Origin of the sequence: Phaeacidiphilus oryzae TH49 (assembly GCF_000744815.1) — a bacterium.
GTDB lineage: Bacteria > Actinomycetota > Actinomycetes > Streptomycetales > Streptomycetaceae > Phaeacidiphilus > Phaeacidiphilus oryzae.
Genome location: NZ_JQMQ01000005.1, coordinates 5,393,542 through 5,406,718, shown reverse-complemented (window position 1 = coordinate 5,406,718; position 13,177 = coordinate 5,393,542). Strand labels below are relative to the sequence as shown.

Here is a 13,177-nt window from a genome sequence, read left to right as displayed (position 1 = left end):
CAGACACGTGGCGATACCGGAGCGGAACCGGCGGCGTCCCCGCACGGCCCGCAGCGGGAACCCCGTCGCCGCCGCCCTCGTCCTGGTCGCCCTCCTCGTCGCCGCGCTCGCGCTGAACAGCGCGCGCGACGCACCTCTGCGCTCCATCGGCCCGCTGGCCGGCTACGGCCTTCCGATCGCCCTGGCCTGCGCGGTCGGCGGCGCGATCCTCGCCTCCAGCCACCGCGGCCGCAGCCGCGAGCGCTCGCTCGCCGCCGAGCCCACCCTGTACGCGGCCAGGGTCCGGACCGGCGTCTTCGCCCTGCTGGCCGGGGCGGCCGTCGCGCTGCCGGTGGGGCTCCTCTTCCTCTGGCACACCCCTGCCCAGGGCGACGGGATCACGGTGGCCCGGCCGTCGGCCGCGCCCTCCGGACGCACCCCCGCCGACTCCTCCTCGCCGTCCGCCTCGCCGGTGCCGCAGGGGACCGGCCGGGCCGGGCACGCGTTCCAACTGCCGCTGGTGCCAGTGCTGATCGGGCTCGGGGTGCTGGCGCTGCTGGCGGTGGCGCTGCTGGTGGGCGGGAGGCTGCTGGCCGCCGCCCGGCTCCGCGACCGCGCGCCGTCCCCGGCCGCCGGCGCGGACGGCGATCGCGCGGCACTCGCGGACGCCGTGGACGCCGGGCTCGCCGCCCTGCGCGGTGACGACCCGCGTACCGCGATCATCGGCGCCTACGTCGCCATGGAGAACGCCCTGGCCGGGCGGGGGCTCGCGGTACGCCGCTCGGACAGCCCGAGCGAGCTGCTGTCCCGGGCCGCCGGCCGCGGCCTGCTGGCGGGGGCGGCCGCGACCGCCGCCGGCGGACTGGCCGGGCTCTTCCGGGAGGCCCGGTACTCCAGCCATCCCATGGCGGAACGGCAACGGGACGAGGCGAGGGCCGCATTGGACGTGCTGGACGGCGAGTTGAGCAGAGGACCAACCGGAGCGGCCGAAGCGGCCGGACCGACCGGAGCAGCCGGGACCAAGGAAGCGTCGGGGGTGAGTCGGTAGCCATGGAGCGCCATACCGTCATCGCACTGCTGATCCTCGCCATAGGCGGGGAGACCGCGCTCGCCGTGGTCGGCGGCGGGGCCGCCGCCGGGGTGGGCGCCGCGCTGCTGCTCGCCGCGATCGCGGTGATCGCCCGGTTCGCGCTGGGCGCCGCCGCCACCGACGGCGTCGGCCACGACCGGCTGCGGCTGCTCAGCTCGCGCGAGCCGTCGCTGCGCCAGCTCGCCGGCGCCGTCGACGACGCCCTGGGCACCCAGGACGGCTACGAGTGGCGACTGCGCCCGGTCCTGGAGCGGCTCTACGCGGCCCGGCTCGCGGAGGGGTACGGCGTCTCGCTGCACACCGAGCGGAGCCGGGCGGCCGCGCTGGTCGGGCCGGACGTGTGGCCGTGGATCGACCCGTCCCGTCCGGGCGGCACCGACCCGGCACCCCCGCCGCACACCGCCCGCCACGCCGGCTACCCCAGACCCGTGCCGGCCGAGACCGTGACCGCGCTGGTGGAGCGGCTGGAGAGCCTCCGCGGACTCCCGACGCAGCTCGGCCGGGCCGGGCAGTTCGGGCCGCCGTATCCGAAGACAGCCGAGGGACCCGAGGGAGCAGAGTGACCCCCGCGACAGCCACCCCTGAGACGGGACACACCGCCACCGGCGCCGAGACCGACCAGGCCGCACAGACCGACCAGGCCGCCCAGGCCCCCCAGGCCGCAGAAGCCGCCGCCGAGCTGACCCCACGGCAGGCCGGAGAGCGCGCCCACGCCGTGCTGGACGAGATCGAGCGCGCCGTGGTCGGCAAGCGCCGGGCGCTCGAACTCACCATGATGGGCGTCCTCGCGGCGGGCCACATCCTCGTCGAGGACCTGCCCGGGCTCGGCAAGACGCTGCTCGCCCGCTCCTTCGCGACCACCCTGGGCCTGGACTTCCGCCGCATCCAGTTCACCCCGGACCTGCTGCCCTCGGACGTCTCCGGGGCGCCCTTCTACGACCAGCGGACCGGCGAGATGGTCTTCCGGCCCGGGCCGGTCTTCACCCACCTGCTGCTCGCCGACGAGATCAACCGCACCCCGCCGAAGACCCAGGCCGCGCTGCTGGAGGCGATGGCCGAGTCGCAGGTCTCGGTGGACGGCACCACCCGCCGGCTGCCCGACCCCTTCCTGGTGATCGCCACCGACAACCCGATCGAGTACGAGGGCACCTACGCCCTCCCCGAGGCCCAGTTGGACCGCTTCCTGCTGCGGATCCGGATGGGCTACCTGCCGCCGGCCGAGGAGGCCGCGATGCTCCGCCGCCGGGTGCGGCGGGCGGCGCCGGAGGCCGAGCTGGCCACCATCGCCTCGCCGGCCGAGGTGCTGGCGATGCGGGCCGCGCTGGAGCGGGTGGAGATCGACGACGACCTGGTCGACTACACGGTGGCGCTGGTGGCCGCGACCCGCACCCATCCGCAGGTGCAGGTCGGGGCCTCGCCCCGGGGCGGGCTCGCGCTGGTCCAGCTCGCCCGCGCCCACGCGGTGCTGGACGGCCGGGACTACGTGGTGCCGGAGGACGTGAAGGAGGTCGCCGTGCCCGCGCTGGCGCACCGGATCACGCTGCGGCCGGAGTTGTGGGTACGCCGGGTGAGCGCGGACGACGTGGTGGCGGCGATCGCCGCCGCGGTGCCCACCCCGCGGTCGGTGCCCACCGGCCGCCCGGGAGAGGCCAGTTGACCTCCGGTCAGGTCCGGCGCCGGCGCGCGGAGGCTCGCGCGGGGCGTGCGCAGCGGGCTGCCCGCCGCCGATACCAGGAGCACCGCAGAGAGCGGGCGCGGCGCTGGGACGCGCGCGAGCGGGAGCGTGCGAGCGGGAGCGAGGGCACCGGCGCCGGTGCGCGCGCCGGAACAGGGACGGGAACGACGGCGCGAGCGGGCGCGGAGAGCGCCGTGGCCCGCGCGTTGGGGCCCGCGGGGCGCGGGACGGCGCCTTCGCGCCGCCGCCTCCGCCGCCGGCCGGGTGGCGCCCCGCCGAGCACACCCTGCGCGGTCTCTCGGTCGCGGTGACCGCGGTCGCCGCCGCGCTGGTCACCGGGCACGGCTGGCTCCTCGCACTGGCCGCGGGACCACTGCTGGCCCTGGCCCTGGCGGTGCCCCGGCACCGGCGCCCGGGCCGGATCGGGACCTCGGTGGCCGTCTCGCCGCCCGCCCGCCGCTGCTTCGAGCGGGAGAGCATCGAGGCGACCGTCACCGTCCGGTTCCCCGGGGCGGACGACGCCCGGCCGGCCTGGATCGACCCCGGGTACACCCCCTCCCCCGGCGTCGCCCTGGCCGACGTCGTCTCGGACCCGGAGCGGCGGACCGTCACCTTCCGCCTCACCGCCCGGCGCTGGGGCCGCTGGTCGCTCGGCACCGCCGACCTGGACCTCTACGACGAGGGCGGGGCGGCCCGCCGTACCGTCCGGGTCGACCTGGGGTTCGCGGAGGTCTTCCCGGTCGCCGAGGACGCCTCCCTCACGCCGGTGCCGGTGCGGCTGCCCGAGCGGCTGGGCGAGCATCCGACCACCCAGGACGGCGACGGCGTCGAGGTGGTCGGGGTGCGGCCGCACGTCTGGGGCGAGCGGCAGCGGCGGATCCACTGGCCGTCCACCACCCGCCGGGGCGGGGCCGTGCAGATCAGCCAGTTCGCCGCCGAGCGGGCGGTGGACACCGTGCTGCTCCTGGACGCCTGCGTGGACGTGGCCGATCCGGTCACCGGCCGCTCGACGCTGGACGACTCGCTGCGGGTCGCGGCCGGCATCGCCCGCGCGTACCTCCGCGGCCACGACCGGGTCGGGGTGGTCGCGGCCGGCGGCGGGACCCCGCGCTGGCTGCGGCCGCGCAGCGGGGAGGCCCAGTTCCTGCGGATCGTGCAGAGCGTGCTGGACGTCCGCTCCGGCACCTCGTTCGCGGCACCCGAGCTGGACCGGCTGCCGCCGCCCGCCCTGCCGCGCGGCGCCCTGGTCTACGCGATCACCCCGCTGGCCGACGAGCGCTTCCTGGATCTGCTGCGGGACCTGGCCGAGCGCGGAAACCCGGTGGTGATCGTGGAGTTGGCGATCAGCGAGCCGCGCGCCGAGGAGCACGACCGGGCCGAGCGGCTGGCCCAGCGGCTGTGGCGGATCGACCGCAGCGCCCTCCGCTTCTCGCTCGCCGAGCACGGGATGCCGGTGGTCACCTGGCGCGCCCAGCCGGACGCCGGGGCAGCCGGCCGAGGCGGCGAGGGCGAAGGGCTGCTGGACCTCGCCCTGGCGCCGCTGCTGCGCACCCGCGTCCACGGGAGGACCCGATGAGCGGCCGGACGGCCGGCCCGGCCCGCGCCGGGGGCTTGGCGGCCGCCCTCGGGACGGCGGCCGAGCGCGGCCTCGCCCTGCTCCTCGCCCTCGCCGTGGCCCGTCCGTCCGAACTCGGCGACCTGCCCCTGACCGTGCTGCTGCTGGTGCTCGCCTGGTGCGCCGGGCCGTCCCGCGCACGGCGTCCGGTGACGGTGTCCTACCGCTGGTGGCCCCGGCTGGTCCAGCACCGCAACACGGTGTTCGCGGTGGCCTGCGTGCTGGTCGCGGCGGTCCGCGGCGGCGGCGCACCGCCGGTGGCGCTCGCGGCCGCGGACACCGTGCTGCTGCTGAGCTATCTGGTCCTGGTCGACGCGCGGACGGCCGGGCCGGTGGGCCGGCGCCGGCTGCGCCCGGCGGCGCTGCTCGCCGGGTACGGGGCCTCGGCCCTGGTCCTCGTCGCCGCCTCGGCGGACGTGGGCCACGCCGGCCACTGGTGGGCCCGCCCGCTCGCCGCGCTGGCGATCGCCGGCGCGGGAGCGGCGCTCGCGCTGACCCAGGGGCTGCGCCGGGGCGGGAACCGGCCGCCCCTCGGCCCTCCTCCGGTTACGGCACGACGTGCCCGGCGGCGCGGAAGAGCCGGTACCACTCCTCGCGGGTGAGCGGCAGCTCCGAGCCGGCGGCGGACTCGGCGACCCGGCCGGGGTTGGTGGTGCCGAGGACGACCTGCATGTTCGCCGGGTGGCGGGTGATCCAGGCGACCGCGATGCCGGTCGGCGTCACCTGGTACTTCTCGGCCAGCTCCGCCAGGACGTCGTTCAGCTCCGGGTAGTTCTCCCGGTCGCCGATGAAGACCCCGTCGAAGAACCCCTTCTGGAACGGCGACCAGGCCTGCAGGGTCATCCCGTGCAGGCGGGAGTAGTCGAGCAGGCCGTTGTCCCGGCTGATCGACTGGTCCAGGCCGGCCATGTTGGAGGCGATGCCGGAGGCGATCAGCGGGCAGTGGGTGATGCTCAGCTGCACCTGGTTGGCCACCAGCGGACGGCGGACGGCGGTCTTCAGCAGCTCGATCTGGGCGGGGGTGTGGTTGGAGACGCCGAAGTTCACCACCTTCCCGGCGGCGTGCAGCTCGTCGAAGGCCGCCGCGACCTCCTCCGGCTCGACCAGGGTGTCCGGGCGGTGGAGGAGGAGGACGTCCAGGTACTCCGTCCGCAGCGCGGCCAGCGACTCGTCGACGGAGCGGAGGATGTGCTCCTTGGAGAAGTCGAAGAAGCCGGGGCGGATGCCGACCTTGCTGGTGATCACGATCGACTCGCGGTCGGCGGGCGTCAGCTTGACGGCCTCCCCGAAGCGGGCCTCGCACGCGTGGCGGGTCGGGCCGTAGATGTCGGCGTGGTCGAAGGCGTTGATCCCGGCGTCCCGGGCGCTGCCGTAGAGCGTGCGGATCTGCTCGTCGTCGAGTTCGGCGATGCGCATCAGCCCCAGGACGACGTTGGAGGCGCGCAGTTCGGTGTTGGGGAATGACAACGTTTTCACCCGCTCATCCTCTCCGAGCGGAGCCAGGTAGTCGAGATCACCTCGGAGCCCTCGATGTGAAGATGCAGGATGCGCTCGGCGGAGAAGACCGCGACCACCTCGTCGGGGGATGTCGCCACCACCCGTGCGCCGGTGGTGTCGACGCCGGTGGCGGCGAGGTGGGCGAGCGCGGTCTCCCTCGGCGCCGGCGGGGGCGGCACCGGGGCGCCGGACTGCTCGAAGGCGGCCCGCACCGCGGGCAGCGCGGAGACCGCCCGCGGGAACCCGGCGAACGCGGCGGTCTCCAGCAGGACTTCGGCGATCTCGCCGGGGGCGAGGCCGGCCGCGAGCCCGGTGCCGAGGTGCACCCTGAGGGGGCCCTCGTACATGCCGGCCGCGAGGATCGCCGCGAGGGCGACCGCCTCCCGCGTGCGGGGGTCCAGGGCGGTGCGGTGGTGGAGGTGGCCGTAGACCGTGCCGACGGCGGTCTCCGCGAGTGCGGGGGCGGCGCGGAACATCTCCGCGAGGCGCTCGGCGCCGCCCGGGATCAGCTGTCCGAAGGTGTCGCGTCCTGTCGCGTGAAGCTCCTCGAATCCCATCCGCCAAGCGTCACCTGCCGTGCCGCCGTCGGCAACGAGCGCACCGCCGCCGCTGCGGGGAAAGCGGCCAGGGCCCGGCGCCGGCCGCTCACCAGCGGAGGTCGGCGGCGGAGCCGGCCGGTGGGAACCAGCGGCGCAGCAGCGCTCGCGCGCCGCCGCGGCGGGCCGTGCCGGCCGCGCTGCTGACCAGGTGCTGGAGGACGTCCAGGGTGACGGGGTCGTCGCCGCCCGGCGCGGCCAGCGCCTCGTGCGCCAGCGCGCGCAGCTCCGGATCACCGTCCTCCAGGGCGAGGACCGTGGCGCCGGTCCTGCGGGCGTCCGAGACCCGCTGCAGCACGCCCTCGCCGAGTCCGCCGCCGCCCACCACGAAGACCGTCTCGTTGCGCCGCGCCTCCTCCAACCTCCGTAGCGGAACGGCGAGATGGCCCGGCGCCCCGTCCGGGACCCGGTGCCTGACGAGGGTCGGGGCCAGCTCCGGGACGCCGCACCAGCCGGCCTCGTCGGTGAGGTGCGCGGCCAGGTGCCAGGGCTCCTCCGCCTCGCCGCCGACCAGCAGCAGGCCTCCCGGCCTGGCCGACCGCCGGGTCACCGCCGCGTGCAGCCCCCCGGCGAACTCCGCCGTCGACTCGACCCAGCCGGTGCCGGCGAGGAGCTCCCGCAGCAGTGTGACCCTGGACCCATCCACGGGGGCCCATCCTGCCAAGTGACCGGCGGCGATGGGAGGATTCGGGCATGACCACACCTGATCGTGCCAACGACTCCGCCGCCTCTGCCGACTCCGCGTCCGCCCCGGCTGCCAAGCCCAGGAAGGACCCGCACGAGCTGCCCGACGTCTCCGGTCTTACCGTCGGCGTCCTCGGCGGCACCGGGCCGCAGGGCCGCGGCCTCGCCTACCGCCTCGCCAAGGCCGGGCAGGCCGTCGTGATCGGCTCCCGCAGCGCCGAGCGGGCCGGGACGGCCGCCGCCGAGCTGGCCGAGCTGCCGGGCGGTGCGGGCGTGCGCGGCGCGGACAACGCGACCACCGCCGCCGAGAGCGACATCGTCATCGTGGCCGTGCCCTGGGAGGGCCACGGCGATCTGCTGACCGCCCTGCGCGAGCAGCTGGCCGGGAAGATCGTGGTCGACTGCGTCAACCCGCTGGGCTTCGACAAGAAGGGCGCCTACGCGCTGAAGCCGGCCGAGGGCAGCGCCGCCGAGCAGGCCGCCGCCCTGCTGCCGGACTCCAGGGTGACGGCCGCCTTCCACCACCTCTCGGCGGTCCTCCTCCAGGACCCGGAGATCGAGAAGATCGACACCGATGTGCTGGTGCTCGGCGAGGAGCGCGAGGCCACCGACATCGTGCAGGCGCTGGCGGGCCGGATCGACGGCATGCGCGGGGTCTTCGCCGGCCGGCTGCGCAACGCCCACCAGGTGGAGTCGCTGGTGGCCAACCTGATCTCGGTGAACCGCCGCTACAAGGCGCACGCGGGCCTGCGGATCACCGACGTCTGAGCGGACCCGCCGCACGGACCCGCCGAGCCGACCCGCGACCCCTGGGCGGGAGTCGCGGAGGCGTCGGGGAGAATGTGGGGCGGCAGCCGTACCGCACCCCCAGGAGCCCGCCCCATGCCGCGTTTCTCGCTCTTCGCGTTCATCCTCGCCGCGCTGGCGCTGCTCGCCGCCGTGGTCTCGGCCCTGGCGGGCCTGTGGGTCGGGCTGCTGTGGGTGCTGCTGGCCGGCCTGGCGTCCAACGTCGGCTGGGTCCAGCTGCGCCGCGCCCGCCGCTAGCGGGGGTCGGCGGACGGCTGCTCCCGCTCAGCCGCCGTAGCCCAGCAGGTTGGCGTGCCAGAAGCGGAAGAGCTCCTGGCCGACCGCCGCGTATCCGCCGGCGTTCCCGAACCAGCCCAGCACGCCGCCGACGATGTCCGTGAAGAACCACTGGTTCAGCGACGGCGTCCACAGCAGGACGAAGATCGCCATCATCCCGTACGGAGCGAAGGGCGCGAACGCCCGCCGGGTCTGGTACGACAGCCAGGGCTCGATGATCCCGTAGCCGTCCAGGCCGGGGATCGGCACCAGGTTGAGGACGGTCGCGATGACCTCGAGCGCCCCCAGGTAGCCGAGCGCGGCGGCGAACTCCGTCGGCGCCGAGTCCAGCCACCCGGCCCCCAGCGGCAGCAGGCAGGCGACCGCGAAGAGGGCGTTGATCGCGGGCCCGGCGGCCGAGATCAGGCTGTGCTGGCCGCGCTTGCGGATCCGCCCCCGGTCGATGAAGACCGCCCCGCCGGGCAGCGCGATGCCGCCGATGATGATGAAGACCACGGGCAGCAGGAAGCTGTACACCGGGTGGGTGTACTTCAGCGGGTTGAGGGTGAGGTAGCCGCGGACCCCGACGCCGATGTCCCCGCTGTGCAGGGCGGTACGGGCGTGGGCGTACTCGTGGAGGCAGAGGGAGACCAGCCAGCCCGAGATCACGAAGAGGAAGACGCCGAAGCGGACGTTGCCGAAGTGGTCCCAGACCAGGTAGCCGGAGGCGCCGAAGACCGCCAGCAGCACCCAGAAGACGTTGCTGACACGGTTGTGGCCCGCCGAGCGGGGGCGGGTGCGTTCGTCGGTCGCGGTCATCCGGGGTGCGCTCCATGGCTGGGGCTGAGGGTTGCGTGGGGCGCCATCCTGCCGTGCGCGGCTGACCCGCAGCAAGCGACGCTCCCTGTGCTCAACGCCTCCGTACCCCGCCGCGTGCCCGGGAGCGGCCCCCCAGCCCCAGGCCGGGGGACGCCCGCAACGCACCTCGCGGCGGGCCGCCGCCCCCGGTCCGGCGCCCCGGGGGGCGTGGATCAGGGGGCGGCGGCACGCAGCGAGGGCGCGTCCGTCAGATCGTGGCGGTGTCGATCACGAAGCGGTAGCGGACGTCGCTGGCGACCACCCGGTCGTAGGCCTCGTTGATGCGGTCGGCGGAGATCAGCTCGATCTCGGCGCCGATCCCGTGCTCGGCGCAGAAGTCCAGCATCTCCTGGGTCTCCCGGATACCGCCGATCATCGAGCCGGCCAGCGAGCGCCGCCCGCCGATCAGCGAGAAGAGGTTCAGCGAGACCGGCTTCTCCGGCGCGCCGACGTTCGCCATGGCGCCGTCCACGGTCAGCGTGGCCAGGTAGGCGTCCAGCTCCAGGCTGGCCGAGACGGTGTTCACGATCACGTCGAACTTCCCGGCCAGCGCCTCGAGCGCGCCCTCCACCGAGGTGTTGACGTAGTGGTCCGCGCCCAGCTTGGCCGCGTCCTCGCGCTTCTTCTCGGAGTGGCTGAGGACGGTCACCTCGGCGCCCATCGCGTGGGCGATCTTCACCGCGAGGTGGCCGAGCCCGCCCAGGCCGAGGACGGCGACCTGCCGGCCGGGTCCGGCGTTCCAGTGCCGCAGCGGCGAGTAGGTGGTGATGCCGGCGCAGAGCAGCGGCGCGGCCTCGTCCAGCGAGATCCCGTGCGGGATCCGCAGCACGAACTTGTGGTCGACGACGACCTGGGTGGAGTAGCCGCCGTAGGTCGGCTCACCGTCCTTGCCGATGCCGTTGTAGGTGGGGATGTTGCCGGCGGTGCAGTACTGCTCCTCGCCCTTGCGGCAGTTGACGCACTCGCCGCAGGAGTCGACCATGCAGCCGACGCCGACCCGGTCGCCCACCGAGAAGTCGGTGACGCCGGGGCCGACCTCGGCCACCACGCCGGCGATCTCGTGGCCGGGCACCATCGGGAAGATGCCCTCGCCCCACTCGTTGCGGACCTGGTGGATGTCCGAGTGGCAGATGCCGGCGTACTTGATGTCGATCAGGATGTCGCCCTCGCGCAGCTCGCGCCGCGGGATGATGGTGCGCTCCAGCGGGGCACTGGGGGCAGGAGCGGCGTATGCGGGAACGCTGGTGGTGCTCATATGCGGTGTGACTCCACGCTGTCGGTGTCGTGCTGTGTCGGTCGGCCGGCGTTCTTGTCGGCGTCGCCCAGGCTCAGGTTGGCCAGGAGCTGGAGCGCGGTCTCCGAGGGGGAGCCGGGCTCCGCGGTGTAGATGAACAGGGTCTGGTCCGGCTCGTCGGCCGGGGCGAACACCTCGTACTCCAGGGCGAGCTCGCCGACCTGCGGATGCCGGAAGCGCTTGTGCCCGTGGCTGCGCCTGCGCACCGTGTGCTTGGCCCAGGTGGTCCGGAACTCCGGCGACTTGACGGCGAGTTCGCCGATCAGCTCGCAGAAGCCGGAGTCCTCGCAGTCCCGGCTGGCGGCCAGCCGGAGGTTGGCCGCGGTGTCCTCGGCGACCTCGGCCCAGTCCGGGAAGAGGTCCCGGGCGGACTCGTCGAGGAAGACCAGCCGGGCCAGGTTCCGCTCCCGGTAGGGCATCGCCTCGAAGTCCGGGTAGAGCGAGCGGGCCAGCCGGTTGGCGGCCAGCACCTGGGTCGAGCTGTCGGTGATCAGCGCCGGGGTGGCCGCGTCCAGGGCGCCGAGCATCTGGTGGAGGCTCGGGCGCACCCGCCTCGGCCGGGCCGAGCGGGAGTGCCGCCGGCCGCCGCCGTGCCGGTGGTGCTGGGCGAGCGCGACCAGGTAGGCCTGCTCGGTCTCGTCCAGCTGGAGGGCGCGGGCGATGGCCTCCAGGACGCTCGCCGAGACGTTCCGGTGCCGGCCCTGTTCCAGGCGGGTGTAGTAGTCCGTGCTGACCCCGGCCAGCTGGGCCAGCTCCTCCCGGCGCAGGCCGGGCACCCGGCGCGCCGAGCCGGTGACGGCCGGCGGCAGGCCGACGGACTCCGGGGTGAGGCGCGCCCGGCGAGAGCGGAGGAACTCGCTGAGCTCGACGGTGTGATCCAGACCCATGGACTCCAGTATCACGGTCCCGGAGGCCGGACCCGGGCCCCGAGGGTGGTTCTGTGAGAACCCCCCTCGGGGCCGGGGCCGGCCGCCGCCGCTACCTGAAGGACTGCTCCTCGCCCGGGAACGCCCCGCCGCGGACCTCGTCCGCGAAGGCCGTGGCCGCCGCGCCGAGCACCCCGCGGAGGTCCGCGTACCGCTTGACGAACTTCGGGACCCGGCCGGCGGTCATCCCCGCCATGTCGGTCCACACCAGCACCTGGGCGTCGCAGTCCGGCCCGGCCCCGATGCCGACCGTCGGGATGTGCAGCGCGCTGGTCACCTCGCCGGCCAGCTTCGCCGGCACCGCCTCCAGCACCACCGAGAAGGCCCCGGCGTCCTGCACCGCCTTGGCGTCGTTCAGCAGCCGCTGGGCGCCCTCGTCGCCGCGCCCCTGCACGGGGTAGCCGCCGAAGGCGTTCACCGACTGCGGGGTGAGGCCGATGTGCGCCATCACCGGGATCCCGGCCTCGACCAGCAGCTGGATGGCGGCCGCCGACCGCTCGCCGCCCTCCAGCTTCACCGCCTGGACGCCGGCCTCCTTCAGCAGCCGCACCGAGTTGTGGAGGGCCTGCTGCGCGGACTCCTGGTACGCGCCGAACGGCAGGTCGGCGACGATCAGCGCGCGCTCGGTGCCGCGCACCACCGAGCCCGCCATCATCACCATCTGGTCCATGGTCACCGGCACGGTGGTCTCGTAGCCGAGGTGGCAGTTGCCGGCCGAGTCGCCGACCAGCAGAACGGGGATCCCCGCCTCGTCGAACACCGCGGCGGTGGGGGCGTCGTAGGCGGTGAGCATGGCCCACCGCTCACCGTTCTGCTTGGCCTTGGCGAGGTCCCGCACGGTCACCCGGCGGCCGGTCACGCCGCCGTACAGGGAGCTGTTGCTGTGCTCGGTCATTGAGCACTCCTCCTGGAATTGTCGTCTCGTGGCGTTCTCGCGAACGTCCCCGGATCGCCCCCCATGCTGGCATGTTCTGCGAATTCTCTGTACCCCACCCCGTGACCTGCGCGGATGGGTGCGGGAGGATGGTCCGGACGGGACGCCGGGGGGCGAGCAGGGAGAGGAGCCGCCGGTGCACTCAGCTGACGGCGAACGAAGCGAGCGGAAGAGATGCGCGATCAGGCGCGGGCCGAGGTCCCGCGGTGAGGCGGACGGCGGGCCGGCCGGGGACGACCGGGCGGAGCCACGGCGCGGCCGGCCCCGCAGCGCCGCCGTCGAGCAGGCCATCTTCGACGCCGTCCACCGGATGCTGGAGCGCGGCACCCGCCTGGGCGACCTCACCACCGACCGGATCGCCCACGAGGCCGGTGTGGGGAAGGCCACCCTCTACCGGCGCTGGCCGAACCGCGACGCCCTCCTCCTCGACCTGGTGGTCCGGCTGGACGAGCAGCCGCCGGAACCGGCCGGCCGGGACATCCGCGAGGACCTGGTGCAGCTGGTCGACTTCATGCGCCGGCGCGGCCTGGTGAAGCGCTCCCGCGGCCTCCTCTCCCTCGTCCTGGGTGAGATGGCGGCCGCGCCCGAGCTCTACCGGCTCTACCACGAGCGGGTGGTGGCGCCGCGGAAGCTGGCGGTGCAGCGGGTGGTCTCGCGCGGGGTGGCCGAGGGGCTGATCCGCGCGGACGTCGACGTACGGCTGCTCTGCGAGCTGGTGATGGGCCCGATCCTGATCCGGGCCCTGCTGGACGACAGTGCGCCGCTGGACGACCCGCGGCTCTCCGAGCAGATCGTCGACTCGGCGCTGCACGGGGTGGCGGCGTCGACGGGGGTTTCGCCATCCCTTCCGTGACACTTACCGAACTCGGAACCCTCCGTGCCCGGGGAGTCGTCCCTACGGTCATACGCTGATCCGAACTTCGGGGTGAAGGGAAGCAAACCGGTACGTGCGGTACGTGAGGTACGG

General features: G+C 74.8%; 15 protein-coding genes. 8 read left to right on the top strand and 7 right to left on the bottom strand.

What is annotated here, in order from left to right; translation table 11 throughout:
* The first annotated feature begins 7 nt into the window (after positions 1-7).
* From BS73_RS35170 to BS73_RS35165, 5 genes are all read left to right on the top strand, one after another.
* The gene (locus BS73_RS35170) at positions 8-1,027 is read left to right on the top strand and encodes a DUF4129 domain-containing protein (protein WP_051940910.1); all 1,020 of its coding nucleotides are present in this window, start codon (positions 8-10) and stop codon (positions 1,025-1,027) included.
* Between the two features lie 2 nt (positions 1,028-1,029).
* Complete coding sequence (locus BS73_RS27780) at positions 1,030-1,632, top strand: hypothetical protein (protein ID WP_051940907.1); 603 nt, start codon at positions 1,030-1,032, stop codon at positions 1,630-1,632.
* A gap of 116 nt (positions 1,633-1,748) precedes the next feature.
* Positions 1,749-2,726, top strand: a complete 978-nt coding sequence (locus BS73_RS27775) for an AAA family ATPase (protein WP_037581403.1) — start codon at positions 1,749-1,751, stop codon at positions 2,724-2,726.
* A 325-nt stretch (positions 2,727-3,051) separates the two neighbouring features.
* A complete protein-coding gene (locus tag BS73_RS27770) occupies positions 3,052-4,320 on the top strand; it encodes a DUF58 domain-containing protein (protein ID WP_235215565.1) in 1,269 nt (422 codons plus the stop codon).
* Positions 4,317-4,961: a hypothetical protein gene (locus BS73_RS35165; protein ID WP_051940904.1), complete on the top strand. Its 645-nt coding sequence runs from the start codon at positions 4,317-4,319 to the stop codon at positions 4,959-4,961. Before BS73_RS27770 ends, BS73_RS35165 begins: the two co-directional genes overlap by 4 nt.
* Here the strand turns inward: BS73_RS35165 and BS73_RS27760 are convergent.
* The 3 genes from BS73_RS27760 to BS73_RS27750 all read right to left on the bottom strand — a co-directional run bounded on the left by BS73_RS27760 (position 4,906) and on the right by BS73_RS27750 (position 7,098).
* A complete protein-coding gene (locus BS73_RS27760; protein ID WP_037577062.1) occupies positions 4,906-5,835 on the bottom strand; it encodes an aldo/keto reductase in 930 nt (309 codons plus the stop codon). The two genes, BS73_RS35165 and BS73_RS27760, sit on opposite strands and share 56 nt — an antisense overlap.
* Positions 5,832-6,413 carry a carboxymuconolactone decarboxylase family protein gene (locus tag BS73_RS27755; protein WP_037577059.1) on the bottom strand — a complete coding sequence of 194 codons (582 nt, stop codon included), beginning with the start codon at positions 6,411-6,413 and terminating at the stop codon, positions 5,832-5,834. The genes BS73_RS27760 and BS73_RS27755 overlap by 4 nt, the downstream gene beginning before the upstream one ends.
* 88 nt (positions 6,414-6,501) lie before the next feature.
* A complete protein-coding gene (locus tag BS73_RS27750) occupies positions 6,502-7,098 on the bottom strand; it encodes a hypothetical protein (protein WP_152617749.1) in 597 nt (198 codons plus the stop codon).
* A 47-nt stretch (positions 7,099-7,145) separates the two neighbouring features.
* On the opposite strand from BS73_RS27750, the gene npdG reads away from it, so the two are divergent.
* Entirely contained in the window at positions 7,146-7,904 is a 759-nt protein-coding gene (npdG, locus tag BS73_RS27745; RefSeq protein WP_037577057.1) for an NADPH-dependent F420 reductase, read from the top strand.
* A 114-nt stretch (positions 7,905-8,018) separates the two neighbouring features.
* Positions 8,019-8,180 (top strand): hypothetical protein, encoded by a 162-nt coding sequence (locus BS73_RS38925; protein ID WP_235215564.1) that lies wholly within the window; start codon positions 8,019-8,021, stop codon positions 8,178-8,180.
* A 27-nt stretch (positions 8,181-8,207) separates the two neighbouring features.
* On the opposite strand, the gene BS73_RS27740 is transcribed toward BS73_RS38925, so the two are convergent.
* From BS73_RS27740 to panB, 4 genes are all read right to left on the bottom strand, one after another.
* A complete protein-coding gene (locus BS73_RS27740; protein WP_037577053.1) occupies positions 8,208-9,017 on the bottom strand; it encodes a site-2 protease family protein in 810 nt (269 codons plus the stop codon).
* Positions 9,018-9,264: 247 nt separating this feature from the next.
* Complete coding sequence (locus BS73_RS27735; RefSeq protein ID WP_037577051.1) at positions 9,265-10,311, bottom strand: NAD(P)-dependent alcohol dehydrogenase; 1,047 nt, start codon at positions 10,309-10,311, stop codon at positions 9,265-9,267.
* Complete coding sequence (locus BS73_RS27730) at positions 10,308-11,237, bottom strand: helix-turn-helix domain-containing protein (RefSeq protein WP_084704403.1); 930 nt, start codon at positions 11,235-11,237, stop codon at positions 10,308-10,310. The genes BS73_RS27735 and BS73_RS27730 overlap by 4 nt, the downstream gene beginning before the upstream one ends.
* 91 nt (positions 11,238-11,328) lie before the next feature.
* Positions 11,329-12,171 (bottom strand): 3-methyl-2-oxobutanoate hydroxymethyltransferase, encoded by an 843-nt coding sequence (gene panB / locus BS73_RS27725; protein ID WP_037577049.1) that lies wholly within the window; start codon positions 12,169-12,171, stop codon positions 11,329-11,331.
* A gap of 175 nt (positions 12,172-12,346) precedes the next feature.
* Between panB and BS73_RS27720 the strand changes: the two genes are divergently transcribed.
* A complete protein-coding gene (locus BS73_RS27720; RefSeq protein ID WP_037577046.1) occupies positions 12,347-13,063 on the top strand; it encodes a TetR/AcrR family transcriptional regulator in 717 nt (238 codons plus the stop codon).
* Positions 13,064-13,177 lie beyond the last annotated feature (114 nt).

Bases quoted from the DNA above. Each gene is read 5' to 3' on its own strand.
- panB (WP_037577049.1), bottom strand. From the start codon at position 12,171: ATGACCGAGCACAGCAACAGCTCCCTGTACGGCGGCGTGACCGGCCGC.
- BS73_RS27730 (WP_084704403.1), bottom strand. From the start codon at position 11,237: ATGGGTCTGGATCACACCGTCGAGCTCAGCGAGTTCCTCCGCTCTCGC.
- BS73_RS27740 (WP_037577053.1), bottom strand. From the start codon at position 9,017: ATGACCGCGACCGACGAACGCACCCGCCCCCGCTCGGCGGGCCACAAC.
- BS73_RS27755 (WP_037577059.1), bottom strand. From the start codon at position 6,413: ATGGGATTCGAGGAGCTTCACGCGACAGGACGCGACACCTTCGGACAG.
- BS73_RS27735 (WP_037577051.1), bottom strand. From the start codon at position 10,311: ATGAGCACCACCAGCGTTCCCGCATACGCCGCTCCTGCCCCCAGTGCC.
- BS73_RS27780 (WP_051940907.1), top strand. From the start codon at position 1,030: ATGGAGCGCCATACCGTCATCGCACTGCTGATCCTCGCCATAGGCGGG.
- BS73_RS38925 (WP_235215564.1), top strand. From the start codon at position 8,019: ATGCCGCGTTTCTCGCTCTTCGCGTTCATCCTCGCCGCGCTGGCGCTG.
- BS73_RS35165 (WP_051940904.1), top strand. From the start codon at position 4,317: ATGAGCGGCCGGACGGCCGGCCCGGCCCGCGCCGGGGGCTTGGCGGCC.
- npdG (WP_037577057.1), top strand. From the start codon at position 7,146: ATGACCACACCTGATCGTGCCAACGACTCCGCCGCCTCTGCCGACTCC.